Origin of the sequence: Peribacillus muralis, from assembly GCF_001645685.2 — a bacterium.
GTDB lineage: Bacteria > Bacillota > Bacilli > Bacillales > DSM-1321 > Peribacillus > Peribacillus muralis_A.
Window position 1 is genome coordinate 3,578,496 of record NZ_CP017080.1, and the last position, 25,821, is coordinate 3,604,316.

At 44.7% G+C, this 25,821-nt stretch carries 28 protein-coding genes; 4 read left to right on the top strand and 24 right to left on the bottom strand.

Annotated elements, in window-relative coordinates; translation table 11 throughout:
- Positions 1–190: 190 nt before the first annotated feature.
- The 4 genes from ABE28_RS17375 to ABE28_RS17390 all read right to left on the bottom strand — a co-directional run bounded on the left by ABE28_RS17375 (position 191) and on the right by ABE28_RS17390 (position 3,381).
- The gene (locus tag ABE28_RS17375) at positions 191–1,378 is read right to left on the bottom strand and encodes an amidohydrolase (RefSeq protein ID WP_156775813.1); all 1,188 of its coding nucleotides are present in this window, start codon (positions 1,376–1,378) and stop codon (positions 191–193) included.
- Positions 1,379–1,603: 225 nt separating this feature from the next.
- Positions 1,604–2,410, bottom strand: a complete 807-nt coding sequence (locus tag ABE28_RS17380) for a DUF1444 domain-containing protein (protein WP_064466044.1) — start codon at positions 2,408–2,410, stop codon at positions 1,604–1,606.
- A gap of 50 nt (positions 2,411–2,460) precedes the next feature.
- A complete protein-coding gene (locus ABE28_RS17385; protein ID WP_064466045.1) occupies positions 2,461–2,772 on the bottom strand; it encodes a thioredoxin family protein in 312 nt (103 codons plus the stop codon).
- A 102-nt stretch (positions 2,773–2,874) separates the two neighbouring features.
- Positions 2,875–3,381 (bottom strand): hypothetical protein, encoded by a 507-nt coding sequence (locus ABE28_RS17390; RefSeq protein WP_064466046.1) that lies wholly within the window; start codon positions 3,379–3,381, stop codon positions 2,875–2,877.
- 122 nt (positions 3,382–3,503) lie between these two features.
- On the opposite strand from ABE28_RS17390, the gene ABE28_RS17395 reads away from it, so the two are divergent.
- Positions 3,504–3,953: a YtoQ family protein gene (locus tag ABE28_RS17395; protein ID WP_064466047.1), complete on the top strand. Its 450-nt coding sequence runs from the start codon at positions 3,504–3,506 to the stop codon at positions 3,951–3,953.
- Positions 3,954–4,041: 88 nt separating this feature from the next.
- On the opposite strand, the gene ABE28_RS17400 is transcribed toward ABE28_RS17395, so the two are convergent.
- The 3 genes from ABE28_RS17400 to ABE28_RS17410 all read right to left on the bottom strand — a co-directional run bounded on the left by ABE28_RS17400 (position 4,042) and on the right by ABE28_RS17410 (position 6,697).
- Complete coding sequence (locus ABE28_RS17400; RefSeq protein WP_064466048.1) at positions 4,042–4,911, bottom strand: AraC family transcriptional regulator; 870 nt, start codon at positions 4,909–4,911, stop codon at positions 4,042–4,044.
- Positions 4,912–5,031: 120 nt separating this feature from the next.
- Positions 5,032–5,538, bottom strand: a complete 507-nt coding sequence (locus tag ABE28_RS17405; RefSeq protein ID WP_064466152.1) for a DUF84 family protein — start codon at positions 5,536–5,538, stop codon at positions 5,032–5,034.
- A gap of 85 nt (positions 5,539–5,623) precedes the next feature.
- Complete coding sequence (locus tag ABE28_RS17410) at positions 5,624–6,697, bottom strand: M42 family metallopeptidase (protein WP_064466049.1); 1,074 nt, start codon at positions 6,695–6,697, stop codon at positions 5,624–5,626.
- Positions 6,698–6,873: 176 nt separating this feature from the next.
- Here ABE28_RS17410 and ABE28_RS17415 point away from each other — a divergent pair, with 176 nt between their 5' ends.
- Positions 6,874–7,191, top strand: coding sequence for a hypothetical protein (locus ABE28_RS17415; protein WP_064466050.1), 318 nt, complete (start codon positions 6,874–6,876; stop codon positions 7,189–7,191).
- 49 nt (positions 7,192–7,240) lie between these two features.
- On the opposite strand, the gene ABE28_RS17420 is transcribed toward ABE28_RS17415, so the two are convergent.
- Positions 7,241–8,086, bottom strand: a complete 846-nt coding sequence (locus tag ABE28_RS17420; protein ID WP_064466051.1) for a YtnP family quorum-quenching lactonase — start codon at positions 8,084–8,086, stop codon at positions 7,241–7,243.
- Positions 8,087–8,249: 163 nt separating this feature from the next.
- The gene (trmB, locus tag ABE28_RS17425; protein ID WP_064466052.1) at positions 8,250–8,888 is read right to left on the bottom strand and encodes a tRNA (guanosine(46)-N7)-methyltransferase TrmB; all 639 of its coding nucleotides are present in this window, start codon (positions 8,886–8,888) and stop codon (positions 8,250–8,252) included.
- Between the two features lie 250 nt (positions 8,889–9,138).
- On the opposite strand from trmB, the gene ABE28_RS17430 reads away from it, so the two are divergent.
- Entirely contained in the window at positions 9,139–9,414 is a 276-nt protein-coding gene (locus ABE28_RS17430; protein ID WP_064466053.1) for a YtzH-like family protein, read from the top strand.
- Here the strand turns inward: ABE28_RS17430 and ABE28_RS17435 are convergent, their stop codons facing one another.
- The 8 genes from ABE28_RS17435 to pepV all read right to left on the bottom strand — a co-directional run bounded on the left by ABE28_RS17435 (position 9,415) and on the right by pepV (position 17,672).
- Positions 9,415–10,197, bottom strand: a complete 783-nt coding sequence (locus ABE28_RS17435; RefSeq protein ID WP_064466153.1) for a phosphotransferase family protein — start codon at positions 10,195–10,197, stop codon at positions 9,415–9,417.
- Between the two features lie 90 nt (positions 10,198–10,287).
- On the bottom strand, positions 10,288–10,509 hold the full coding sequence (locus ABE28_RS17440; RefSeq protein WP_064466054.1) for a hypothetical protein: 222 nt from the start codon (positions 10,507–10,509) through the stop codon (positions 10,288–10,290).
- A gap of 5 nt (positions 10,510–10,514) precedes the next feature.
- Positions 10,515–11,447, bottom strand: a complete 933-nt coding sequence (locus ABE28_RS17445; protein WP_064466055.1) for a diacylglycerol/lipid kinase family protein — start codon at positions 11,445–11,447, stop codon at positions 10,515–10,517.
- Complete coding sequence (locus ABE28_RS17450; RefSeq protein ID WP_064466056.1) at positions 11,434–12,441, bottom strand: hypothetical protein; 1,008 nt, start codon at positions 12,439–12,441, stop codon at positions 11,434–11,436. The genes ABE28_RS17445 and ABE28_RS17450 overlap by 14 nt, the downstream gene beginning before the upstream one ends.
- A gap of 21 nt (positions 12,442–12,462) precedes the next feature.
- Positions 12,463–13,020 (bottom strand): RNA 2',3'-cyclic phosphodiesterase, encoded by a 558-nt coding sequence (thpR, locus tag ABE28_RS17455; RefSeq protein ID WP_257390823.1) that lies wholly within the window; start codon positions 13,018–13,020, stop codon positions 12,463–12,465.
- Between the two features lie 912 nt (positions 13,021–13,932).
- Positions 13,933–15,171, bottom strand: coding sequence for an Nramp family divalent metal transporter (locus tag ABE28_RS17460; RefSeq protein ID WP_064466058.1), 1,239 nt, complete (start codon positions 15,169–15,171; stop codon positions 13,933–13,935).
- 213 nt (positions 15,172–15,384) lie between these two features.
- On the bottom strand, positions 15,385–16,239 hold the full coding sequence (gene dat / locus ABE28_RS17470; RefSeq protein WP_064466060.1) for a D-amino-acid transaminase: 855 nt from the start codon (positions 16,237–16,239) through the stop codon (positions 15,385–15,387).
- Positions 16,240–16,259: 20 nt separating this feature from the next.
- Complete coding sequence (pepV, locus tag ABE28_RS17475; protein WP_083232124.1) at positions 16,260–17,672, bottom strand: dipeptidase PepV; 1,413 nt, start codon at positions 17,670–17,672, stop codon at positions 16,260–16,262.
- A gap of 605 nt (positions 17,673–18,277) precedes the next feature.
- Here pepV and ABE28_RS17480 point away from each other — a divergent pair.
- Positions 18,278–19,012 (top strand): SDR family NAD(P)-dependent oxidoreductase, encoded by a 735-nt coding sequence (locus ABE28_RS17480; RefSeq protein WP_064466155.1) that lies wholly within the window; start codon positions 18,278–18,280, stop codon positions 19,010–19,012.
- A 73-nt stretch (positions 19,013–19,085) separates the two neighbouring features.
- Here ABE28_RS17480 and ABE28_RS17485 read toward each other — a convergent pair whose 3' ends face one another.
- The 7 genes from ABE28_RS17485 to ABE28_RS17515 form a co-directional block, all read right to left on the bottom strand.
- Entirely contained in the window at positions 19,086–19,571 is a 486-nt protein-coding gene (locus tag ABE28_RS17485) for a DedA family protein (RefSeq protein ID WP_064466061.1), read from the bottom strand.
- A 207-nt stretch (positions 19,572–19,778) separates the two neighbouring features.
- Positions 19,779–20,330: a signal peptidase I gene (gene lepB / locus ABE28_RS17490; protein ID WP_257390616.1), complete on the bottom strand. Its 552-nt coding sequence runs from the start codon at positions 20,328–20,330 to the stop codon at positions 19,779–19,781.
- A gap of 94 nt (positions 20,331–20,424) precedes the next feature.
- Complete coding sequence (locus tag ABE28_RS17495) at positions 20,425–20,814, bottom strand: DnaJ family domain-containing protein (protein WP_064466063.1); 390 nt, start codon at positions 20,812–20,814, stop codon at positions 20,425–20,427.
- A gap of 158 nt (positions 20,815–20,972) precedes the next feature.
- A complete protein-coding gene (locus ABE28_RS17500; RefSeq protein WP_064466064.1) occupies positions 20,973–22,625 on the bottom strand; it encodes an immunoglobulin-like domain-containing protein in 1,653 nt (550 codons plus the stop codon).
- A gap of 191 nt (positions 22,626–22,816) precedes the next feature.
- The gene (locus tag ABE28_RS17505) at positions 22,817–23,227 is read right to left on the bottom strand and encodes a DUF4064 domain-containing protein (protein WP_064466065.1); all 411 of its coding nucleotides are present in this window, start codon (positions 23,225–23,227) and stop codon (positions 22,817–22,819) included.
- Positions 23,228–23,410: 183 nt separating this feature from the next.
- A complete protein-coding gene (gene cobA, locus ABE28_RS17510; protein WP_064466066.1) occupies positions 23,411–24,868 on the bottom strand; it encodes a uroporphyrinogen-III C-methyltransferase in 1,458 nt (485 codons plus the stop codon).
- A 13-nt stretch (positions 24,869–24,881) separates the two neighbouring features.
- Positions 24,882–25,697 carry a uroporphyrinogen-III synthase gene (locus ABE28_RS17515; RefSeq protein ID WP_064466067.1) on the bottom strand — a complete coding sequence of 272 codons (816 nt, stop codon included), beginning with the start codon at positions 25,695–25,697 and terminating at the stop codon, positions 24,882–24,884.
- Between the last annotated feature and the right edge of the window lie 124 nt (positions 25,698–25,821).

Below are 25,821 nucleotides of genomic sequence, written 5' to 3' on the forward strand. Positions count from 1 at the left end.
GCCTTGAAATAACTTAAGCCCCTAGTCTACTATTTAAATAAAACACCGCTGTTAAATCGCGTTTACAAAGAGATTAAGTTTTGATGCAGCCTGGAACAATCGTCCATGCTTCCAGGTAAGTACGTACTGAAAATCATAAAACACCGTTCGTATAAGCCGAACGGTGTTTAGTGGGTCAAGCTAAATTTGGTTATTGCCTTTCAAAATAAAGGCATACAACTTGGGCCATTGATTTGGCAGCGATCAAAAGTGCATCCTCATCAATATCGAATTTAGGATGGTGATTGAAGTATGCCTTCTCCACTCCTTTCGGTTTACAGCCAATGTAAAAGAAGCAGCCCGGGATCTTTTCTGCATAATAGGAAAAATCCTCTGATCCCGAGAGCATCGGAAATTCCAAGACGCTCCCGATATCTTTATCTTCCATGCTTTCAAGACTATTCTTGACGAACAAAGTCAGGTCAGGGTCGTTATATAACGGCGGATAATCAGGAATATAAGAAAGCTCGCACTGTACATCAAACTCCATTTCTATTCCTTTAACGATCCTGTGAACCTCCTGATCTATCAACTGCTGGGCCTCCTCTGTCATATACCGGACATCTCCCTCGATCTCGATACAATCCTTAATGACATTAAAGCTTCCTTTCCCATCGAAAGAACCGATCGTGACCACGCCCATCTCAAAAGGGTCCAATCTCCGGCTGATCACGGTTTGAACAGCCGTGACGAAATGGGCACCTGCAACGATGGCATCATTGGCCAGATGCGGGGATGAGCCATGCCCGCCCATGCCCTTTACCGTCAATTTGAAATATGTCCTGCCAGCCATTGCATAGCCCCCGTGATATCCGACGACCCCTGCAGGATGTGAGGGGAATAAGTGGATGCCAAACACGGCATCCAGCTTATCGAGGATTCCAGATTCCATGATGCTTTTTGCTCCACCCGGAGGTGTCTCTTCGGCATGCTGATGAATGATCTTGATCGTACCGGTCAGCGAATCCTTCAGCTTGATCAGGCAGTCTGCCAGAATCAATAAATAGGCGGTATGCCCATCGTGGCCGCAGGCGTGCATGACCCCTGCATTTTTTGAACGGAAAGGAACCTCCGTTTCTTCCGTAATCGGCAAGGCATCGAAATCGGCACGCAGACCTATCGTTTTCCCTGGTTTAGCTCCTTCGATCGTTACGATGACCCCTAATCCATTTCCGGCATTCGTTTGAATCTCCACATCTTTCCCTTTGTAAAAATCAATGATATATTGTGACGTATTCTCTTCTTTGAAGGATAGCTCCGGATTCTCGTGTAAATGGCGGCGAATTTGAACCATTTCCGCTTTACGTGCTTCCAGCATGTCCATTAATTGACTATTCACGGTTATTTTCCCCCTTCATTCCTAGAAATTTTGCGAAAAGGAAAGCGTTAAAATAACTCATGCCGACATTCGCCCATTGCCGGGTTCCATAGAAACTAGCATTTTTCTGAATAATCCAATTATACCATCATCAAGGGGAAAATGAATATGAACACCTTCGATCATCTCCGCCTTTAAACAAAAATAGGACCAGTGCCTGCTGGCACGGTCCTATCGTTGCGGCGCTTATTGTTCACGCTTTTTGTTTTTCCCCAAAATGAAAATGGGCTCCAGCTCATTTTCTTCGTAAAGAAATGATAAAGCCGTTATCGGTACATGGCCGCTGGCAAAGAAGCTCATTGCCATTTGCGCAAGAATATCGTATCCGGTATCATTTTTCACATCAGCGATGATGATGACATCCTGATGCGGAATGGCCACAGCCATTGTCCCTTCGATCTTATCTTTCATTTCCCGAAGCCAGGATTCATTCAGGATCCTGCTCGCATCATAACCATCATTCGTGTTCAAAAAGTGAAATGCATTACCCGCGACAACATCAGACTTCATCTCAGTCGATAGCGAACGAACATTGAAAGAAGCGATTTCACGGATTCTATCACCCTGCCAATTTTCCCGTTGAATCATCTTGTCATCAATCAGACGGTACGTTTTCCCTAAATCGAGTGCATAAAAAACCCGGGTTTCAGCTGTATGCTCATCGTATAGGAATGGATTTCCTTCTTCCGATTCCATCGGAAAGGAGGTCGAACGGATGACCGGGAAAATGGATTTCTCCTTGCCTTGCATGCTATGTTCTTCGCCCATTACATTCAAGGCCTCTTCGACATAATAAGTGACTTCATCGATTGCCTTATCCGCAACGTTTTCATAATTGGCAACAACCGGTGCCAATTGGATCGCGATGCCCTTCCCTGTCTTCACATTTTCAACCCTTAACGTATCTTTCTTGCTGTCGAATTTGAATGTTCGGTTATCACCTTTCAAACGTTCCTGCAAAATATTTTTCAGCTTCGTGCTGTCCATTTTCATGATTGACCCTCCTCTTCATTGAAAAATCCCCAGCGAGAAGGGAAATGTGATTATAGTGATTGAATGAATTCTTCAATTTGTTCTTGTGTTTTACGATCCTTGCTCACGTACCTGCCAAGCTCTTTGCCATTATCATACGCGATGAAACTCGGTATCCCGAATACGTCGTTTGCTGCACAGACATCGATGAATTCATCACGGTCCACATGAATGAACGTAAAATCAGGATATTTCTTTTCAATCTCCGGCATGATCGGTTCGATTATACGGCAGTCTCCACACCATGTTGCTGAAAAGAGGAAAATATGTTTGCCTTCATTTTTCAATGCATCATATTGCTGTTCAGTTTTTAAATTTTCCATTTGAATGATCCTCCTGCTTTCATGACACTTTACTACATGTATCATACCAGAATCTCCAGTATTCAACCATCAATACGGATTGGTTTAATGACCGCACGTTTTTTATTTCTGCGGCACGGATGATACGACCTCCATCATTTGTTTCGCATCGTTCTTCAGCCTGTCCTTATCCGTTTCCGTCGTAAGCTTCACTCCACCGATCCCAACCGCGAGCTCATACTTTTCTTTTCCTGATTCTTTTATCGAGACAAAGCCGAATTTATCATCATTTTGAAAAGATTGGAGAATTAAATATTGCCCAGCTTGCTTCTTTATTGCCAAGAATAACACCGAGCTGTCCTCTTTTTCATTTGGATTGACAAATAATAGATAAGCTTTATCCGCTTGTTTAATTATCAAATTATTATCATGCTCTTCCTGGACTTTGAACCCCGTCGGGAGATAGACCTGGATAAGCCCAGCTTCCGCATTGGGCTGTTTGTCGTCGTCACGAAAAGCGATTTCGGCGGCTCTCACTGCCTTTTCCGTTTGTCTGTCGATCCCTGAGCATCCAACAATCAAACCGCCCAGCAACAGGAGCATCAAAAAAAAATTTTTCGATAAGACCATCGCCATTCCCTCCAGCCGTTTCTTTGCTTTTATAGATACTATTATCCTTATTTCCGAAATTCATCCATTTCTAAAAATTCATGATACAATGGATGCAAAGTATGCATCAAGGAGGGAAAAATATGAAATTAACCGTTTATCTTGCTGGGGAAATTCATTCAAATTGGAGAAACGAGCTAAAGGATAAGGCTGCGGCCTTGAAGCTTCCGTTATTGTTTGTCGGTCCGATGGAAAACCATGAGCGTTCCGATAATATTGGAGAAGATATTCTGGGGGAACAACCAAACCCGATCCTCAAGGATGCTGCCGCCTCCCAGATCAATAATTTGCGGACAGGCCTTTTACTGAAAAAAGCCGATCTTGTCGTCGCGCTGTTCGGGGAGAAATATAAACAGTGGAACACTGCCATGGATGCAAGTACCGCCATTTCCCTTGGTAAACCGCTTATTTTGATTCGCCCGGAATCCCATCATCATGCTTTAAAGGAATTATCGGAAAAGGCAAGTGTCACCGTCGAATCCGTCAATCAAGCGCTGAAGGTGCTTTCCTATATATTTGAAGATGGAAAGTGAATGAAGGCTTAGCCAACCTAGCTGACATGTTGTGAATAAAAAGCTTGTAGAGGGTAAGAGATGCCCCCTACAAGCACAAAATACGAACTTATCCCTTTTTGATGGGGATCCAAATTTCGGAATAATAATCCGGGTTTGAGGCGTCATCATTCGAGTAAACTTCCAGTTCCGGCAGTGCCGCATGCTCATAGCCACTGGTAGGGAACCATTCGGAAAAAATTTGCTTCCACGCCTTTTGGATTGCGTCCGGCATCGGTCCATGAACTTCAAAAGCAACCCACTTGGAAGCAGGTATCGTAAGGGACAAAAACGGTTCATCCACTTTGCCGGTATACTCCGCCGCTATCCAATAATCCATCGTTTCGTTTTTTTCCTGCGCCCTCTTATCAACACATACCCCAAGCAATCCAACTATTTCCCCGTTGTTCAGCTTCGCTAACTCGTCACTTGTACCATCCGTATTCACTTGCTCCCAGAGCTTTGGGATTCCAATCAGATTTTCTTCATCAATCAAGGAAAATTCTTGCTTGATTCCAATCAATTGAAAGGAATCTCTTTCAAGGATCTTGTATTTCATCGGTTCTGCTCCTTTCAGTATCACCTGTATGACCAGGCGTTCATAAAATTTCAGCTTTCCCATATATTTTCGCGCTTCACTCGGGGATACCCCATGCTGCCTTCGAAAAGCTTTTGAGAATGCCTCGGGAGTGTCATAACCATACTTGTAGGCTAAGTCTATGACCTTTTCATTAGTGCAGGAAATCTCCTGGGCCGCCAAGGTCAGCCTGCGACGCCTGATATAGTCACCGACGGTGCTTTCCGTTAATATGGTGAACGTCCGTTGAAAATGAAAAGCGGAGGCATTCGCTTGCCTGGCAATGCTCTCGATTGTCAAATCATCCAATAAGTGCTCCTCGATATGGTCGATGGCCTTTTGGATCGATTCAATCCATCCCATTACACTCACTCCTTGTCATCCATACTATCAGTCCCATTAATTACAATCCTGTCAAATCCTGCTCTGTTGCGGCAGTATCTTCTTTCCGTTCACTCGGTCAGGACAAGAATTCGCAGGCTTTTAGATTTTCAGCTCATATTCATGTTGTCCGGCTAACATCCACATGATATGGAGGAACATATCGCTCCTTGTAATCCGCTCATTCGTAAATACGCCAATTGCCCCTTCCTTCTTACTGATATTCGTTTGCTTTGTGAAGGCATCCATCACCGGTCCCAATTCTTCTCCGCGCAGCAGCTTCCCGGCGACGATGTCGGGCAGCGGAACCCTTGCTCCACCGGCAATGAAAACGGAGCCGTCTCTCGTGGCCATCGCCCCCCAATTGCAAAGAAACAGTCCTTGCTTCATTTTCACGACACCGCCTTCAAGCCCGATACCGATTTCGGCATCACTGTTAACCAAACAATTCCGGGCACGCGTCATGGCCCCTTCCATCGTTTCTTCATCCGAAAACGGCTGTTCGGAGACCCCGCTTTCCACTTGAAGTGAAATGATTTCAGCCTCTTCATAAACGTCACGCACCGCTTGTACTTTCGCTGGATTTTTACTGCCCACCGCTATTTTCATAATCGCTCCATTCCTTTCCATGTAAAAAAAAGCTGTTGAAAAAGGGGGGATGACAGCCACCCCCTTTCCATTTCAGCTTCCTCGATCAACCGTTATTCTTCAATGTCTCGAAAGTCGTTTTATCACAAGAACGAACCAATTTCGCAATCAATTCACGTGCAGCCGCATAATCATCAATATGAATCATCGAGGCATGTGTATGAATATAGCGGGAACAAATGCCAATCACGCCGCTTGGGATGCCTTCATTGGCAATATGGACCTTGCCTGCGTCCGTGCCCCCTGGGGAAACGAAATACTGATAAGGAATATCATTCGACTCGGCCGTATCCAGGATGAATTCCCTCATGCCGCGATGCGTAACCATCGTACGGTCCAAAATCCGAAGCAATGCGCCTTTCCCTAGCTGCCCAAATTCGCTTTTACTGCCTGACATATCGTTTGCCGGGCTTGCATCCAAGGCGAAGAATAGATCCGGCTTGATCATGAAGGCGGCTGTTTGTGCCCCCCGCAATCCTACCTCCTCCTGTACTGTCGCTCCTGAATATAAAACATTTGGCAATGTTTCACCGTGTAAATCTTTTAATAGCTCGATTGCCAGCCCGCAGCCATAACGATTATCCCATGCTTTTGCAAGAATTTTCTTCTCATTGGCCATCGGTGTGAATGGACAGATCGGCACGATCTGCTGTCCAGGCTTAATGCCTATTCTCTTCACATCTTCCTTATCATCCGCACCGATATCAATCAGCATATTTTTGATATCCATTGGTTTTGAGCGTTGCGATTCTTCAAGTAAATGAGGCGGGATCGAACCGATGACCCCGATGACCGGACCATTATTAGTAATGATTTCCACCCGTTGAGCCAAAAGCACCTGGCTCCACCAGCCGCCTAGTGGCTGAAATCTGATCATGCCATTTTCCGTTACGGAAGTGACCATGAAGCCGACTTCATCCATATGACCGGCAACAAGTACAGTCGGACCTTCCTCATTCCCCCTTTTCACGCCAAAGATTCCGCCAAGGCGATCTTGGACGATTTCATCCGAATACTTTTCCAGTTCCTTCCTCATGAAACCCCGAACTGCATGTTCATTTCCCGAGGCACCTGGTAATTCCGTCAATGTTTTAAAAAGTTCTAAAGTTTCATGATTCATTTCTCTACCCCTAACATATGTATTATTTCTTACTATTTTACCGAACTTCGTCTCATGTTTCACTTCAAAGTTCTAATTTATCAGTTAATGGTTAAAATTTCAAATTATTAGGCAAATAAAGCCTTCTTCTGTATACTGGATAGAGTGATTGTATTAAAAGCAATGGAGGAGAAATAATGAATTGGAAAACGTTTTTACTAGGTGCTGCAGCCGGGTTCGCCACAGGCTATGCGACAAAGCAAATATTGGATCAATCAAGCAGGCCTTCTCCTGACAAAGTGTTGGCCCACGTGAAGGAAACCGTTAAAAAGGATGGGAATATATATGGTTCCTGGATTTTGATGAAGCCGGAAACTTATACGAAAAATGAATTGGACTATTTGGTATATAAAGGCGGAATCACTAGAAACACAGAGGGCTTGCGGGAGCAATTCGAATTTGTTGCAGATGCCGCGACAGGAACGATCCTTGAGCTTAATCCCCAAAATGATTAACGGCAAAAGGAGGGCTGTCAAAATGACGTCCTCCTTTTGCTATCCGCGCTTAGCGGTTCCGCTTCAATTCCTCGATGATCTCTTTACCCGATTCATCCCACTTGACGGCCCGATAATATGCATCATGGTAAAAGCTGTACCATGACCCTTTTTCCAGCCCGTCTTTCATCCACCTTTCCTTTGCCTTGATGGATGTCATTGGATAATCGTCATAGGCGAGCACCCAAAGGACATTGGCATGGGCATGCGTCGGCATGATATCGGCCATATGGATCAGCCTGTCCCCTCCATCTTGGATGATGATGATTGCATGTCCATCACTATGACCCCCAGTGTGAATCATTTTGATGCCGTCGGTTATAACTTTCTCATCTTCAAAGGGTCTTATAAGAGACTCGATGGCTTCCCAGTTTTCGTACCAATATGTACTTTTTGAGCGGATATTCGGATTTTGCATTTCATTCCATTCCGTTTGGGTCGTAATGATTTCTGCACGCTCGAAAACAGGCACCCAGGCGTCACCTTCACGTTTCGTCAAACCGCAGGCATGATCGAAATGTAAATGGGTCATCAAAATGTAATCGATATCATTTGTACCAATCCCAAGTGTGTCAAGGTCCGCTACGAGAGCCGATTCCTCCGCCACTCCAAAGTTCCGCTTTTGCTTGTCATTCATCTTCCCATTGCCGATTCCGGAATCGATAAGCATGTTCAAGCCATTGGCCTGTACCAATATCGGATCTGTCCGTAATTCGATTTGGTTTTTGTCGTTAACAGGATATTTCTTGGACCAGAGCGGCTTTGGTACGACACCAAACATCGCGCCTCCGTCCAGGTGTGTCACGCCGCCATTCAACCACGTTAATTTTATGTCTCCTATTCGCAAAGTTTCCATTTAACCCCTCCTCTTCCTTTAGTTTAACACCTGCTTCATCATCTGGAAATGGATAACGATCAAATGCAATTCAAGTGAGGGGATCTACATCCCTGACTGCAAGCATCCACATGACCATAACAAAAAAACCAGATGCAAAGCATCTGATTTCCTGTTGATGGTCTTATTGGAACAAAGCTTCCAAACGGTAAATCCGATTTCCTTTACTTGAGAACTTTTCTTCATATTCCGTCATGATATTGCCTTCAAAGCTGCTCTTATGAAGATCTAGGCTTACAAATTTCAACAGCATGCCGTATTCGGAAATACTCTTCAATGAGGATTCGAACAATCCTTGGTTATCGGTCTTGAAGTGGATCTCGCCTTTTTCCGGCAGGATGCCTTCATACACCTCAAGGAAAGTTTTATACGTTAACCGGCGTTTCGCATGACGAGTTTTCGGCCATGGATCGGAAAAGTTCAAGTAAACGCGATCCACGTCACCTTTAGCAAAATAATCCCCTAAGTTTGCTGCATCAACATTCAACAGCTTTAAATTCGGCACTTCCGCTTCAATCAGCAAATCCAAAGCCGCGACAATGACGCTTCCATATACTTCAATTCCAAGGAAATTCACATCAGGATGGGCCTTTGCCATCTCGGTAATGAAACGGCCTTTCCCCGTACCCACTTCAATATATAACGGATTATCGTTTCCGAAAACTTCATGCCATTTACCTTTATGGCTCACTGGCTGCTGAATTACATATTGTGGAAAATCATTCAAACGGTCTTCAGCCCAAGGTTTATTTCTTAAACGCATGATGACACCCCTATTTAAAATATAATCGTTCAAACCATAACACGAGTGGACAGATTCCTGCAAGTTGATTTTTTCAGGATTGCCCTGCCTCCACCCATGGAACAAATCAAAAAACTGCCGGCCATCAGGCGACAGTGTCTGTCATTTTCATGTATAAATCTTTCCGCAAAACACACCATAAATAAGTGAAGGGCAGGCGAAAATCCGCCTGGGAACCTTAGAACCATATTTAAGAAAGGAGAGGTATTATATGCCGCTTTCCCATGAACACCAAATGTCACTATTAAAGGATATACTGACCAACCATCAATCTGACTGCTGCGGGTCCGTTTCTGAGTGCGAGCAGGTTGAAAGACTCGTCAAATCCTTGATGATCAACATGGATATTGATAGCAATGTGAAAACGATATTGACGGAGATTTACGAATACAGCCAGGGGGGCATCGGTGCCTCCGATTTAGATGCACATATTACGACCCACCAGGACAACCTGTCCCAGTGGGTGGATGATATCGATCAATACTGATCAGTCAATCATCAATAAGGCTTCCAATTTTTGCAGTAAATCATCTCTTTCCTCGTACCGACTCCTACGATGATGCCATTGGATGGAAAGCACAAGTTGTGAAACCGTGTGCCATTTCATCCTCATCTCCAGGCCTGCATCAAGCTTTTTGCCGTATCGGGCAAGCCATTGATTCCATTCCTCCCTTGGGATATAGGAATACAGAAGGATCCCAAGGTCGATGGCGGGGTCGCCAATGACCGCTCCGTCCCAATCAATGAGGTATAATCCGTCCGTTTCGGTCATGAGCCAATTATTATGGTTCACATCACAATGGCAGACGACTTCTTCGTCGCATTCAATCAACAGGAGATTGTTCTGTAAAAAATGAATGGCTTGCTTGATGATCGGGATATCCGTAACATCGGAAGATAATCCGATTTCTATGTCTGTAAGTATACTTTCAGGTCGTAAAGGGGATTTCCCAAGCCTTTTGAGCATGCTTAACAAAGGATCGGATTGATGAATTTTCTGAAGCAGCTTTGCGACTCTTATATTGTCCATTTCCTGCTGAGATAGCTCCCTGCCTTCCATCCAATGCTGGGCCGTAATGACATCTCCATTTTCCAGGCGTTTTGTCCACATTAACTTCGGAACAATGCCCTCAGCTGAAAGAACAGCCAAAAATGGTGATGAATTACGTTTTAGGAAAAGCTTCTGCCCATCTTTCTCGGCTATAAAGGCTTCTCCTGTAGCTCCTCCAGCAGGGGATATATCCCACTCCTGACCTAATAAATGTTCCAACTGGTTCACCTTCGATTTCCTCGCTTAATCATACAAATGTGGGTTCGTTACCTAGTGTATGTATTACCACTGCTTTTTTGTCCATGTTTATTAAAAAAACCCGCCTGCTGGCGTAGCTGCATTTATACGTGCATCGGGATGATACCCGCAATTAAAAACATCCTCATTCCAGAGAAATAAAAAAATAGCTATTGAGCAATTTAACAATAGCCATAAATTAAATTTTAGTTGAAAAAAGGTTTCTTCGTCAAGTACTATAAAACGATTATACCCATAAAACAAAAACAAATAAATCATTTCATATTTTTGCATGACGGTCAATCCTTGATCAGGACCCGGATTTTCGCTTTCAAGACCTTGGCAGACACTTCATCCGTTCCAATAATTTCACCATCCGCCTGGATTTTTGCTGAATGGTGATTTTTCATTTTAATCATTTTACCAGTATAAGAATCAACGTTTTTCATGTTTAGATGCCCACCCCACAAAACGGTAAAGAACACGGCCAATAATTTCAGCCTGGGAAAATCATGAACCGCGATCACATTCACCCTGCCGTCATCGAGCTTTGAATGCGGTGAAATTTTCATGCCCCCGCCGAAGTAAGGCTGGTTCGCAATGACGATGAACCAAATGTTTTTCAATATTTGATGTTTGCCATCGACGATCAATTCCATACTGCCAGGCTTATAAGTGAATAATTGCTTAACAAAAAGGATGAGATAAACCAACTTACCCGCCTTGACGATATTAAACCATTTTTTCAAAGGGGAGCGGTCCGCTTCAGCGGCAATTTCAGCATCGATTCCCATTCCCAGGCTGTTGATAAAATAACCGCCCTTGTCAGCCGTCTCGTACTGACCGATGTCTATAGCCTTGTGTGCGTTATCCTGAAATAAACGAAGGGCCTGCTCGATATCTTTCGTTTTTTGGATGCCTCTTACATAATCATTGCCAGAGCCCGCTGCAAGGGATCCGATGATGGCATGAGGAAATGGAATGGCGCCATTCATCATTTCATTTATCGTGCCATCCCCTCCAACAGCAATGATCCTAGTATCCCGGTTTGTCCTTGATAAAATTTCCTCCGTCAATCGCAATGCATGTCCTTTTTCTGCCGTAAAAAACACCTGATGGGGAACGGCGTTTGTTTTCAGCATTTTCTCCGCTTTATCCCAAACCTTCATACTTCGTTCATTTCCAGCCAATGGGTTCACAATGAAATAAAGGGTTTCATCAAGGTTCGGCATGCTCATTCGCCTCTGTCAGATGATGCTCGGTTTCCCACTCCGGCCTCATGCTGGATGTCGTTTGACAATATTCCAGCAATGCCTGTGCCGCCTTCAACTGCTGTGCCTTAATGGGCGATTGCGTGGCCCGCATCCGTTCAAACCACTCCGGGAAGGTCCGCTTATCCAATATCGTCATATCATAAGGTGCCTCAGGAAAATCGACATAACCATTCCGCGATAAGATCACTTTTTTGATTGGGACGTTCACTTCATAAAGAGAAAATAACTGGGAGACGATGTTCCCCATCCGATTTGCACTCAATAATGGGTTGAGCACTTTTTTATCAGGCTGCTTATGATGCCTGCGAATCCAGAACCGGTCACTCGACCCGCTGAATGCAGCATCCTCTTCAGCTTCAAGAAAAGTGATGCACCAGGCTTCCATAGGGGTCAATAAAATGACATCCACTTCGATAGGTGCGTTTTTCAATAGAAAGATAGGCTTATATAAAACGAGAAATGTATCGGGAAAACGCTGCAGGAAAAAACGGAGCCTCTCATCCAAAAAGAATGATCGATCCACGAATGATTTTTCACGCAGCGTCGAACTTCCCCATTTCATTTGGAAGCGAAGCAATTGATTTAAATAATTCTGCTTCAATTCATCAAGACTGGCTGGACGGAAGGGAAATCTCAATGAAAAAATATTGGGATTCTCAAGCGGGTCCGGCATCAACAACTCTTCTGCCTCTGCCTCCTGCCTCTCTGACCGGTGGAACATGCCCTTCACTTTTTTCATTAAGCTCTTGGATTCGTCCTGGGCTTGGTCCAGCTTCACCGGTTCATCCCCTGCAATATGTTCACCATACAAACGATCCAGTTCACCTGCCTGATAAGCAGCCTTCAATTTATCCCATTGCTGTTTTTTCAATCGTGCATATTGTGTTGGATATCGGTAAATATCCTGCTCATACCGGGAAATATAATCTTGCATCTTGATGAGCTGTGCCATATGGCCACCACCCTTTTCTCTCTATTGTTGAAGATTTATCGTGTATATCTTTTCGTATGAAGGCGATGCTCCGATATGTGTTTGATAAAGCGCAACCTGAACTGCCTCGAAATGCTTTTCGTCCAAAGCCGCCACCTGCCGGACGCTTTCCAAAGAAAAGGGATCATTCCCCTCGAATTTTCTTGCTAGCGTAATATGGGGCTTAAACGGTTTTTTATCAAGTTCAAATCCCGCCTCCGCGCATGAGTTATAAATCTTCTCCTGCATCGAAAAAAGCCTTTCTTGCTGCTTCACACCCGTCCAAAGGATCCTAGGACTGTCATTCTTGCCAAAAGCGCCGATTTCAGCCAGCACAAGCTCCAATGGGGCCTCTTCCGCAAGAACGCCCTCCACTCGCCTTATCGCATCCTGTTTCATTGCATCGTCAGCACTTCCTAAAAACGCCATCGTAATATGATAATCGGCCGGATGCAGCCATTTCTTAAATGGAAAGCCTAAATTCAGTCGTTTTGTCACAGCATGTAAAGCTACTTTAATATCGTCAGGTAAAACTAAAGCAAAGAAAAAATGAGTATTCATGGTCACTGACATTCCTTCCTGTTCTTCCTATAATTTTACCATAATTCCCATCACCTATTCTCCTTGCACTTGCTTTCATGATATTCCAGCCAGCAAGAAAAAGAAGGGAAATTCAATTCACAAACAAAGTTTTAGAGGAAACGATTTATTTTATTCCAGGTCGGATTCCGCGCGTTGTCGGACGGATTATTCCATCCCCAGGTCGGATTCCGCGCGCTATAGGACGGATTATTTCTTTCCAGGTCGGATTCCACGCGCTGTCGGACGGATTATCTCTTCCTAGGTCGGATTCCACGCGTGGTCGGACGGATTATTTCATCCCAGGTCGGATTCCGCGCGCTATAGGACGGATTATTTCATCCCAGGTCGGATTCCACGCGCTATAGGACGGATTATTTCATCCCCAGGTCGGATTCCACGCGTGGTCGGACGGATTATTCCATCCCCAGGTCGGATTCCGCGCGTGGTCGGACGGATTATCTCTTTTTAGGTCGGATTCCACGCGTGGTCGGACGGATTATTTCATCCTAGGTCGGATTCCGCGCGCTATAGGATGGATTATTTCATTCCAGGTCGAATTCCGCGCGCTTTCGGACGGATTATTTCATCCCAGGTCGGATTCCGCGCGTGGTCGGACGGATTATCTCTTCCTAGGTCGGATTCCACGCGTTGTCGGACGGATTATCTCTTCCCAGGTCGAATTCCGCGCGTGGTCGGACGGATTATTCCATCCCCAGGTCGAATTCCACGAGCTTTCGGACGAATTATTCCATCCCCAGGTCGGAACCCGCGCTCTTTCGAACGAATTATTCCATCCCCAGGTCGGATTCCGCACGTTGTCGGACGATTTACTGGATATTCCATTGGAAATCAATGAAAAAAAGGACCCGAAACGGTCCTTTTCCCCACATCCTATGCGAACAGTGTTTCGTAAAGCAGGAACAGGTTCAGCCCAATGATAAGGACTGCAATAAGCCAGGCAATACTGGAGGTGATTTTATGGTTGACTAGATTACCCATGATTTTTTTGTTGCTTGTAAACATGATCAAGGGCACTAAGGCGAAGGCGATACCAAACGAGAGAACGACCTGACTCATGACCAGTGCTTTCGATGGGTTCACTCCCCATATGATGATGATCAGGGGTGGTAAGGTCGTGATGACCCTCCGCAAATAGATCGGGATATGTCTTTTTATGAATCCCTGCATGACAACATCCCCTGTCATGACGCCTACGGATGAGCTGGATAATCCGGCGAATAATAATCCGATTCCAAAAAACATTGCGACGGATGGTCCGAGCATCGCACCGAATTGTTGATAAGCTACATCCAGATCCTCCACTAATATTCCACTCTTATGAAATAGTGCTGCTGAAACGATGACCATGGCGGCATTGATTCCGCCTGCAATCAACATGGCGATGACTATATCAATCTGCTCAAAACGAAAAATCCTTTTTCTTTCAAAATCGTTTTTACCGACTATTCTTTTTTGAGTTAAAGAGGAATGTAGGTAAATTGCATGCGGCATTACTGTCGCTCCAAGCATCCCTGCTGAGAGTAAAATGCTGTCCACTCCTTCGAATTTAGGAGTGAATAGCCCTAAAGCGATGGCCGATGTATCAGGGTGCGCATAAAAGACCTGAGCGCCGAAAGCAAGCACAACAACAAAAATCATGACCGTTATCAATGCTTCGAATGTCCGATAACCCCTGCGCTGGAATTCCAAAATGGCAAAGGAACCGATTGCTGCAATGATGGCCGATGTGATGAGCGGCAGGTCGAAAAGCAGATAGATTCCAAGGGCAGCACCTATGAATTCAGCCAAGTCCGTAGCCATGATAACGGCTTCGGCCTGTATCCATAGCAAAAACGATGTCTTTTTCGAGAATCTTTCCCTACATAACTCAGGTAGGTTTTTACCGGTGGCTATCCCTAATTTTGCTGACAGTGTTTGGATGAGCACAGCCATCAAATTGGAAGCGAAGATAACCCATAATAACGTATAGCCATATTTTGAACCGGCTGTAATATTGGTTGCATAATTCCCTGGATCGATATAGGCGACCGCCGCTATGAACGCTGGACCTAGATACGGCAGCAGATTTTTGAATCCACGGGAAGAAGATTGATGCAATGCACCAGACATGTCTATTTCAACTCCTTTTTATATGCAACTCAAAATGTTGCGACGAGTAAACTTTTTAGGTTATTAGAAAGTATATTCCTGGAACTTGAAAATGTCAAAAAGGACAAACTGAAAATTTTCCAAAAGCGATTCATGGTGATTTCAGGCGAAGGGCAAGAAGGTTTTTCACATAAAAAAGCCCCCTTGCCTGTACGGCAAAGGGGCTAATCCTAATCATTTTACGGAACCGCATTGCCTTTCGATCTCATCGGCGAACAATTGTTGCAATCTTTCGGTTACCGGCCCCGGTGCCCCGGCAGCAATCTTTTGACCGTCGATGGTAATGATCGGCGTGATTTCGACGCTTGTGCTCGTATAGAGCACTTCCTCTGCAGCCATCATTTCCTCGATCGTGAAGGCTTCTTCCACGTAGGGAATGTCATGATCAGCACAAAGCTTCAGCATCACCTGGCGGGTAATCCCATTCAAGATCAAGTTGGAGGCGGGATGAGTCTTCAGTGTGCCGTCCACGACTATGGAAACATTGGACGAGCTTCCCTCCGTGACCAGCCCGTCACGATGCTGGATCGCTTCGTCACAGCCAGCTTCCACCGCTACTTGCTTAGCCATTATATTACCAAGTAAATTCAAGCTTTTGATATTACAGCGCAACCAGCGAATATCGTCAGTCGTGATGCCCTTTGCCCCTGGTTTCAGCCTTCCTGCGTAAGGGATTTCCTTCGTATAAGCAACAAAGACCGGCTCGACGTCCGAAGTTGGAAAAGCATGTGTCCGCGGACTTACACCCCGAGTGAGCTGCATATAGATGATCCCTTCCTGCAATTGATCCTCGGAAATTAGCTCTTTCACGCGTGTTTCGATTTCCGCTACAGTGAAGGGGACCTTCATCTGAATCAATTTTGCGCTGTCCATCAAGCGATTCAAATGCATGTCTCCTGCGAATAATTCACCATTATAAACCCGGATGACCTCATAGACGCCATCACCGAATTGATATCCCCTGTCCTCAATATCGACCTTAACATCGGTCCTGCTTTTAATTTCGCCGTTAAAAATGATTTTTCCCATGTCTTCTCCCTCTTTGCCGCTTATTTGGCCAATTCATGAATGGCACGTGCATAAATGGACGTAGCCTTAAGCATATCTTCAATGTCAATATATTCATCTTTCTGATGCGCAATATCCTCGCTGCCAGGGAATAACGGTCCAAAGGCCACGCCTTCCTTCAATGAGCGGGCGTATGTACCGCCTCCTATCGAAAGCAGTTCCGCTACATCACCGGTCTCCGCTTCATAAACCTGCTGCAGCGTCTTGATCAAAAAGCTGTCGCTATTCACATAATGCGGTGTTGAATGTGAATTGGTCTTCACGCTTAGATTATATGCAGCAAGCCTTTCCTCCAATGCCGCCTTTTGCTGTTCCCATTCGAACGTCACCGGATAGCGCACGCTGAAGCCAATCGAGCTGTCGCCTTGCTTGGAATAATTGAAAACGCCGGCATTTATCGTCAATTCGCCCGTTTCATCATCTGCATAAGCCAGCCCTATATTATTTCCGCGGGAATCTTCAAACAAACGTTCCTTGATGAAGGTGAAGTAGGATTTCGCATGCGGATCAAGCGTAAGATCCGCTAAAAAGACGGCTAAATGCAAACCTGCATTGATTCCATTGTTCGGTTCCATCGCGTGTGCCGACACGCCGTTCAATTCAAGAAGCACTTGATTTTTTTGGGGAACGGCTTGGCCCTTCAAGGAATATTTTTTTATAAATGCCTGATAGCCTGCCACCACCTCAGCAGGATTGGCCGCCTCGACAATCGCCGTTGCAAAATCAGGTACCATATTCGTCCTTCGGCCCGAAGAGAATTCGATGACATTCACTTCAGAGCCCGCCCCGTTTCCTGCATCAACAGGATGAATGACCGAGAAGTCCCAAATTCCTTTTTCAGCACTGATGATCGGGAAGTCCGCATCCGGCGCAAATCCCATCGATGGCATTTCCTCCACTTGAAAATAACGATCCACGCAGCGCCAGTTTGATTCCTCATCTGTGCCGATGATCATCCTGACACGTTTGTTCAAAGGCTGCCCAAGCTCGCGGACCAGCTTCATTGCATGATAGGCAGCCATCGTCGGCCCTTTATCATCGATTGCCCCGCGAGCATAAATGCGGCCATTGCGAAGCTCTGCGCCAAACGGGTCCGAACTCCACCCATCTCCTTCCGGTACAACGTCCACATGACATAATATCCCGATTAATTCGTCGCCTTCGCCCATTTCGATATGTCCGGCTACATTATCGACATTCTTCACGGTAAAACCGTCTTTTTCGCCCAGTTGAAGCATGAAATCAAGCGCTTCCTTCACCCCTTGACCAAATGGGGCATCCTCTGTCTTATTTTCTTCATCCAGAACACTTTTTATTTTCAATAAATTTTGTGTGTCCAGCAATAGGTCCATTTTCCGTTTTTCTACTTCTTCTCGCCAATTCAAATCAGTCACATTCGACAACTCCTCTATTATATATATTTTTCATTTTATCACTTTTCCTACCTGTTTCGCCAAGTGTTGCACCCTTTTCTTCGTATTCCCGTTTCATCACTTCCGTCAAACTATATGGCAAAAATTCCGAAGCAGCTGATCATTCATCAAGAGCGGACTGCCTTCTTAGTGCGCTTTAGCAAGTATATCCAACATTCCACGGAATTTGGAACGTCGTTATATTTTTTTGTATCCAAAGTACAAAATGATTGCAGAATTCGATTTTAACGACTAGAATTGAACATGCAGCGCGACTCAACCAAATAAACCAGGAAGATGGTTTCATGTAAGTGAGTTGAGAGTCTCTGCATGATCATGGACAAATAATAGACCGGTCACCCTATTTTAATTGTACGGAAACAGAATGGGCCCCTTACAGCTTTGTTAACGTTAACAATTTTATTCGTGCGATTCATTTATTAAAGAAGGAAAGTGACATTCGATTAAAAAATATAATGCTTGACGGATTCTTGGAGGAGTAATAATATTGCTCGTTGATAATCCACCTTTTGGACTATAATATTCACACATACTCCATTCACAAAAATTTTGGGAGAGTGATCATGATGGGAAGATTGATTAATAAAGTAGCCATTATTACTGGCGGAGCGTCTGGTATGGGAAGAGAAATGGTGGATCTATTCACTAAAGAAGGAGCACAAGTCATTGCTGCCGATATTAATGAAAAAGCTGTAGCGGCAGTGAATGAATTGGACAACGTCTATGGAACTGTGCTTGATGTTTCTTCCGACGAAAGCTGGAAAAGAATGACGGATGACGTAATTGCTAAATTCGGGAAAGTGGACATATTGATCAACAATGCAGGCATCTCATCAGAAAAAGGAATTAACGATACGACTTTGGCTGATTGGCAGCTAATGCTGAGCATCAATGGGTTTGGACCATTTCTTGGAATGAAGCATATCATTCCATACATGGTTAAAGAAGGAAAAGGCGCCGTTGTGAACATTTCCTCCTTTACTGCCCAAATCGGAATGGGCCTTAACTCTTATTCAGCTTCCAAAGGTGCGGTACGTGCCATTTCCAAGGCAGCCGCAACCCAATATGGCCGCATGGGCGTCCGTGTCAATGCCGTATTCCCTGGTATCATCGAAACGCCAATGACACATAAATTGGAAGAATCCAAAGATCTCGTGAACCAGATGATTCAAGCGACTCCGCTTCAACGTCTCGGTCAACCGGCCGATATTGCCAATGCGGTACTTTACCTGGCATCCGATGAAGCTTCATACGTGACAGGTGCCGAGCTTGTAATCGATGGCGGATATTCCGCTCAATGATGAAGGTCCGAAAATGAAAATCCCGTTTCCGAGTTTCGGAAACGGGATTTTCACATTCTAACAGAGTGGAAAGTCAGGTTAACACACCAATGAAATAGCCAAAAGCCGTAAATACCAAACACCAGCTAAATGCTCCTGCACCTGCAAATAAAAAGTATTTTCGTTTCTCCATTCCATTCATTCCGGAAAGGTAGCTTGCGAAGTGGCGGACCCCAGGGATGAAATAAGCAATGATGATCGTCCATGGACCATATTTATTGAACCATGTCTCCAGCCTATCCAACCTTGGCGGGGTCATTTTAATCCATTTACCATGCTTTTTCAAAAAAGGCTTGCCCACCTTTTTCCCAATGAAATAACTGACCAGCATCCCGGAAATCGAACCAAGGAAACTTACGAGGAAAGCTCCCTGGACATTCAAAACGGAAATGGATGACAAATAGCCGACAAAAGTCATCATGAACTCATCAGGAACCGGTAAGCCAATAATCCCAAGAGCCAGCAGTCCATAAATCGCAAAATAACCATAGTTTGATATTAGTTCCTTGACCATTTCCATCTATTGTACCCCTTTTTATACATAATCCATTTGCCCAAGCGTGCCTAGTACGTGATTCCTTCTTTATAATAGGATAACCTAAATTCCCCCATATGAGTTGATTTTCCTAAAAAAAGAAAAAAAAAGAAAATTCAGCACGGTTATTGTTGAAAGGCGTGCCCATAGAACCAAAGCTAAAGCGGACTCGATGACCGAGTCCGCTCCTTTTTAGTTCACGATTTTTATTTCCTTGATCGGCCAGTACACAAGATTGGCTTTACCGACGATTTCATCGACCGAAATCGTACCGATTTCCCGGCTATCCAGACTGTTTTGACGATTGTCCCCCATAAGGAACAACTGATCGTCCGGTACCGTCATCCCGCCTGTAATATCCTCAAGCTTAAAGGATTCAGTCAGCGGCATGCCTCCTGCCATTTGCTTCTTATATTGATCCAAGTATGGTTCTTCATAGGCTTTTCCATTGATATAAAGCGTATCATCTTTATATTCAATATGGTCACCAGGAAGACCGATAACCCTTTTAATATAATCTTTATCTACCGTAGCATGAAAAACGACGATATCAAATCGATCGATGCTATCGATGTTCGTTCCAAACTTGGTAAGAACGATTCGCTCATGGTCTTGCAGGGTCGGCATCATCGACTCACCGTCTACGACAATCGGTGCAAAGATATACGTACGAATTAAAAAAGCTAGAATGACAGCAATCAAGATCGCTTTTATCCATGAAAAAACTTCTTTTCTATTTTCCAATCGAAGTCCCTCTCTCCGTTTTTTATTCATGCCATTATATCATAATCCTTTCATGATCACGTCATGCAAATACCCGACTTTTTCACTTCATACATTACTTCCATTTTTCGTACTGACTCTCGATGGTTGACCACTCAATTTCACGTCGTTGCATTTTGGGCGGGCAAATTGCATTATATGTACGGACTTTCTCATTAATTTCCTCAATTCGTCTAGTTAAAAGCATGTCCTCACCCTCGCCATTCATTTTCCGCAATGAGACGACTTCGGATAGCTCTTGGCGAATTTCCTTTTGCCATTTTATCCAAAGAGGCAGGAAACCGGCACCTTTGGCCTTCGAGAGGAAGTCGTCATACATATTTCCCGATAGCACCGACTCCGGAAGCGGCTTTCCAAAACCAGGATTATTCTTCAGGCCGCCGTCTTTTTCATAATCGCGAAAAATCTGATCCATCCAATTCACATGCCCCTGCTCCTTCACCATAAAACGATCCCCTCCAATTTAAAAATACATCTTTTTACAATTATATCATTTTTCCACATTCACTCTAAAATCTTTCGATTAATAATTTTCTCCGATTGCAAACAGGTTGTTCTCCTCTAAAAAAGGATTCCCGCTTCATGGAAATCCCTTTTCCGGCATCATTTAACTGTAATTATCCTTTTTGTCACTGCCTTGTTCTGTGATTTATCCGCAACTGTATAAGTCAATGTATAGGAGCCCTTTTTCTTCGTATTCACGGTCCCTGTTGTTTTGATCTTATTCGTTACGTTTCCATCCAAGTTATCTTTAGCGGTAACTCCCGACTTAGGATTGAAGGCAGAGTTATAGGCAATCGTTTTATTCGTGGCTCCCGAGATGACTGGCTTCGTGCTGTCTATCGTGATCTTTCTGCTTACCGTCGCCGTATTTTTTGAAGAGTCGGTAACCGTATACTTCAATGTATAGCTTCCTTTTTTCTTCGTATTCACCGTACCCGACACTTTTAGTTTACTTGTCAAGCTGCCATCGGCATTATCCTTGGCGCTCACGTTCGATTTTGGATCAAATGAAGCATTCAATCTGATCGTTTTACTTCCTGCACCTGAAATGACTGGCTTAACTTTATCATAAACGGATACCTTCCTTATCACCTTGGCAACATTCCTTGCCTTGTCAGCTACCGTATAAGTCAAATTATAGGTGCCCACCTTCTTTGTATCCACCTTTCCCTCGACACGTATGGCGCTCGTTACATCTCCATCTTTATCATCCTTGGCTTTTACGTTGGATTTGGCATCGAATGACGAGTTGTACGGGACCGCTGCGTTCGTTGCCCCTGAAATCACGGGTGCATTCGTATCCACGACAGGAGTCGATGGCTTATTCGAGATATAGGCCGAAGAAATATATCCCTTGATTTTCTTGTTCTCCGTTTGTACCGGGAACCAAACAAATTTATTCGCCGCTGACTCCTCATAAACAAAATCCCCGGTGATGATCAGCTTGGAATCCTTTGGCACGGTTGCATGGCCAGAAGAGGTGCTGGCCCTTTCCCTTATTTTCACACTCGCAGTCGTGGCCACTTTGTCTCCTGCCTTGAACCAATAGACGGAGTCATGCGTTTGCCCGGTCAACGTGTATTCCGGCTTTTTAAAGGTAATATTGGCCGTACTCCCTCGATCATATTCAAAGTCTTTCGTGCTGAATGGATAGCTTGCCAATTTGGTACTGGACAGATAGCTTTGTTTTTCCAACTCGGCAAACACTTCCTCTTGATAGGCACGCGTATTCCTTTTCCCGTTTTCCTGGTAAAGGGGGCTGTTCACTGGCTTTGTCCCATTGTAGGCCATGACAGGAAAATACCAGTTTTCAATGACCCGGCGTCCTGCTCCTTTGATTTTCGGCAGATCTTTTCTTGCATACATGCCACTCAGGACCTCGACACCAGCCTCGATGTTGTAGACGATGTCATTCTCCAATTTTTTCTGGTCATACCCGCTTTTATTGGTAAGCTGCATCAAGCCGATGCCGCCATCACTGGATTTAATCGGTTTACCAGCAGCATCGAATTGCCGCCAATCCCCATTTTCCTGCGTAGCCACCGCTTTCACCACTTCAGGGGGAATTTCTGCCGCAATCGCCGCCTTCGTCAGCAAGCAGTTAATTTGTCCGTAAGAAGGATTTTTATCCGGTTGCATTTGGCCTTGTGACGAACATGCATTAGCCCATTCAGACTCTGCGTAAGCCTGTCCATTGAACAAGCTGAATGTTAGACAAGACAATACTCCAACCTTCATTAATGGGATCTTCATTGATCGAACTCCAGTCTTTTAGATTTACTATAATAGTAACATGATAGACTAGTAATTTCAGGAACAAAAGGTATTTTTATGGGAAATGACCATGTGATCCCCAAATTTCAACTTCTTTGATTAAACAAAAAAGCTGACCCATCACCGGGCCAGCTTCTTCTTTACGTCACAAAACTATGTATAGTGTAAGTTCAGACTATCACTTCCACCGTATCTATCGGCTTCCTTACGAGACACATGATCCCCGGTATAATGAAAAAGATAAGCGGCCATATTTGAAAAACGGTCACTATCCCCGTTATGATCAACAAAATTCCGGCAGGCTTCACTTTACCTCCCTTCAATAAAAAGATGGCGCTCAAACCGCCTGCCAATGCAATGATCAATGAGATGATCCCCGCCCACAATAGACCCATGAACAACTTGATGGACATATCAATCTCGGATGCCGAAATCTCCGAATCTGTCATTAAAGAATAGTCCACCATCCCTTTTAAATCGACACTGTTGATATAAACGGCAGCAATGATCGTTACAATCAAAAAGATGGCAGCGATACTGACACCGATGATACTTAATGAGAATTCCCCTTTACGTTTCAATTCGTTTGCCTCCCCAGAAAAGTTATTACTATACCATACCCATTTTACAGCGGATTAAAAGGCTTTTATTCATTCTATCGAAAATCCCGTGCAGATCGCTTTAACTGGAGGTAAGTATTGCCAAGACAGTTGGGGGCAGAATGGGAATATCGATTATAAACCAAGCAGGGAAAAGGCCCTGTTTTAATCAGAGCCTAAAAACCTTCCATTCACGATCAACGCCACCAATCCTTGCACAGACGGATCTTCGGGCATCATATCTACAGAAAACCCGTAATCTTCCACTCTATTACCTGTGCTTTTCCCGATTACGCCAATCGAAGCATGCTTTAATAGCTCTTCACTATCGACATTTGCCTTCCTTGTGTACTCCATCAGCATATCAACTGAATGCCGGTTCGAAAAAAGCACGGTATCGACAGCTTTTTCGGCTAGCATTCGCGGCAGTATTTCAAGGAATCTTTCATCGACAAATTTCTCGATCGATTGAGCATAATCCGCATCCCCATAATCCGAATCGATTTGGTTCTTATCCCTATCTCCAATAACCAACAGCCTTCCCGTTTCCGGCATCTCGGATTTGAGCTTGGCGCTCAGTCCGCGCTTCTGCAAAACCTTCTTCGATTTGCTCGATACTACATAAAGTTCAGAAGAAATCCGCCGAAAGTCAATCGCATATTCAGTGAGTGAATCCAAGAATCCATGGATACTTTCAGGTGAGATGAAGAGAATTCGTTCATACGATAGAAAAGAGAGCAACTGACTTTCTTCCATTTTCACACTAGCCGACATCCATTTCGGAAACTCCAAGACGTCCCCCCCAAGCTCCTGTAATCCTTCGGCTAAAGAACTCTTTGCGGTGCCAGTCCTTGCCACTAAAAATTGTTGTCCGAATAGTGGCTTCTTTTCGAACCATTGCAGCTTTTCCCTGAGCGAAATGGCCTCTCCGACCAATATGATCGCTGGATTAAGAAGAGGCCCTTCCCTTGCCCTTTCCGCGATATCGTCCAATGTCCCCTCAACGGTTACCTGTCTTCCATACGTGCCCCATCGAATGACAAGCACCGGCGTTTTTCCTGGCTTTCCATGACCGATCAAGTTTTTGCAAATATCGGGAAGATTGCCCGCCCCCATATAAAAGGCCATCATATCTATACTATCGACAAGCCCCTTCCAATCTATATCTTGCAATCCTTCTCCGTGGCCCGTCAACATGGCATAAAATCGTCCAAGGTTTCGATGTGTCACGGGAACACCCGCATATATGGAGGCGGCAATGCCAGATGTTACACCAGGAATGATTTCAAAGGAAATTCCGTTAGCTTCCAACGACTCCGCTTCCTCAACCACTCTTCCAAAAACAGCAGGATCCCCGCCTTTCAGACGGATCACCTCACGGCCTTCAAGCGCCTTGGACACAAGCAGGGCATTGATGTCAGATTGCTTGATGCCATTCGAATACGGTGTCTTCCCACAATAAATCAATTCACAATCAAGCGAGGCAGCCTCCAATAGTTTTGAATTCAGCAGCATATCATAGATAATGACATCCGCTTTTTCGATGGCCCTTTGGCCTTTTACTGTAATCAGTCCCGCATCACCCGGTCCTGCCCCCACAAAATGAACCTTGCCGATGGTCATCACACACTCACCCCTACCTGCTTGCAATCCCATGATAAAATTTCACCAATTCCACCATTGCACTGCCCATCCGTTGATCCTCAGGATAAATGACCCGCTCGATTCCTTCATCGATTATCACTTGCGCCGTCACCTTTCCGACGGCAAGTGCAATGACCTTTGATTTGAACTGTTCAATGATTTCATCCTCCACGCCTTGTTCACGAACAAATTTCATTAAATTGCGCGGCTGCGGGGCACTTGTGAACACAACGGAATCGATGGTGCCTCCGAGTATTTCCCCTACCAGCAGTTGCATCGTTTCTTTTTCCGGCGAAATATGCTCATAAGGAAGGATTTCTTTATGTTCCACCTTTTGTTCATCCAGCCAGTTCATCAAGATCGGAGCCGGATCTCCATGAAGCTGGAGAGCGACCTTTACATCGCCATACAGATTTCCCTCCAGATTGCGAACGAGCCCGGCCGTACTTCCATCATCATCACGGATCAACGGCTTGAGGCCGAGCTTTTTCAGCATATTCACGGTTTTATAGCCCCTGGCTGCAATATTCATCGACTGTAAAGCTGCAATGAATTGGTCCCCGGCTTCCAGCTTCATTGCCGTTTTATATAACAGCTCTGTCCCCACTCCCGTCGTAAGGATGATCCAATCGAACGCTCCTGCCAGCAAACTCTTTATATCTTCTTCCAAGTGGGAATCATCAAGGAATACCGTCCCCTGTGCTGGACGAACTAGCGGGATTCCCCCAAGATTATGAACGATCTTACTGAGTTCTTCCGTTTTTCGCGATCCCAATAAAGCAATGGTCCTGCCATCAAGCTTACTCATGTTTGTTCCCCCTATATGTACATCGATTTTAGAAAGTGTTGGTCCACCTCACACATTATACAAATTTTCAGTCTTTTAAACCATGAAAAACAAATGACACTTTAAAATCCCATAAGCTTTTGAT

Coding starts and splice junctions, on each gene's coding strand:
- ABE28_RS17380 (WP_064466044.1), bottom strand. CDS start 2,410: ATGAAAATGGACAGCACGAAGCTGAAAAATATTTTGCAGGAACGTTTG.
- ABE28_RS17385 (WP_064466045.1), bottom strand. CDS start 2,772: ATGGAAAATTTAAAAACTGAACAGCAATATGATGCATTGAAAAATGAA.
- ABE28_RS17390 (WP_064466046.1), bottom strand. CDS start 3,381: ATGGTCTTATCGAAAAATTTTTTTTTGATGCTCCTGTTGCTGGGCGGT.
- ABE28_RS17395 (WP_064466047.1), top strand. CDS start 3,504: ATGAAATTAACCGTTTATCTTGCTGGGGAAATTCATTCAAATTGGAGA.
- ABE28_RS17400 (WP_064466048.1), bottom strand. CDS start 4,911: ATGGGATGGATTGAATCGATCCAAAAGGCCATCGACCATATCGAGGAG.
- ABE28_RS17405 (WP_064466152.1), bottom strand. CDS start 5,538: ATGAAAATAGCGGTGGGCAGTAAAAATCCAGCGAAAGTACAAGCGGTG.
- ABE28_RS17410 (WP_064466049.1), bottom strand. CDS start 6,697: ATGAATCATGAAACTTTAGAACTTTTTAAAACATTGACGGAATTACCA.
- ABE28_RS17415 (WP_064466050.1), top strand. CDS start 6,874: ATGAATTGGAAAACGTTTTTACTAGGTGCTGCAGCCGGGTTCGCCACA.
- ABE28_RS17420 (WP_064466051.1), bottom strand. CDS start 8,086: ATGGAAACTTTGCGAATAGGAGACATAAAATTAACGTGGTTGAATGGC.
- trmB (WP_064466052.1), bottom strand. CDS start 8,888: ATGCGTTTAAGAAATAAACCTTGGGCTGAAGACCGTTTGAATGATTTT.
- ABE28_RS17430 (WP_064466053.1), top strand. CDS start 9,139: ATGCCGCTTTCCCATGAACACCAAATGTCACTATTAAAGGATATACTG.
- ABE28_RS17440 (WP_064466054.1), bottom strand. CDS start 10,509: ATGCAAAAATATGAAATGATTTATTTGTTTTTGTTTTATGGGTATAAT.
- ABE28_RS17445 (WP_064466055.1), bottom strand. CDS start 11,447: ATGCCGAACCTTGATGAAACCCTTTATTTCATTGTGAACCCATTGGCT.
- ABE28_RS17450 (WP_064466056.1), bottom strand. CDS start 12,441: ATGGCACAGCTCATCAAGATGCAAGATTATATTTCCCGGTATGAGCAG.
- thpR (WP_257390823.1), bottom strand. CDS start 13,020: ATGAATACTCATTTTTTCTTTGCTTTAGTTTTACCTGACGATATTAAA.
- ABE28_RS17460 (WP_064466058.1), bottom strand. CDS start 15,171: ATGTCTGGTGCATTGCATCAATCTTCTTCCCGTGGATTCAAAAATCTG.
- dat (WP_064466060.1), bottom strand. CDS start 16,239: ATGGGAAAAATCATTTTTAACGGCGAAATTAAAAGCAGGACCGATGTT.
- ABE28_RS17480 (WP_064466155.1), top strand. CDS start 18,278: ATGGGAAGATTGATTAATAAAGTAGCCATTATTACTGGCGGAGCGTCT.
- ABE28_RS17485 (WP_064466061.1), bottom strand. CDS start 19,571: ATGGAAATGGTCAAGGAACTAATATCAAACTATGGTTATTTTGCGATT.
- ABE28_RS17495 (WP_064466063.1), bottom strand. CDS start 20,814: ATGGTGAAGGAGCAGGGGCATGTGAATTGGATGGATCAGATTTTTCGC.
- ABE28_RS17500 (WP_064466064.1), bottom strand. CDS start 22,625: ATGAAGATCCCATTAATGAAGGTTGGAGTATTGTCTTGTCTAACATTC.
- cobA (WP_064466066.1), bottom strand. CDS start 24,868: ATGACCATCGGCAAGGTTCATTTTGTGGGGGCAGGACCGGGTGATGCG.
- ABE28_RS17515 (WP_064466067.1), bottom strand. CDS start 25,697: ATGAGTAAGCTTGATGGCAGGACCATTGCTTTATTGGGATCGCGAAAA.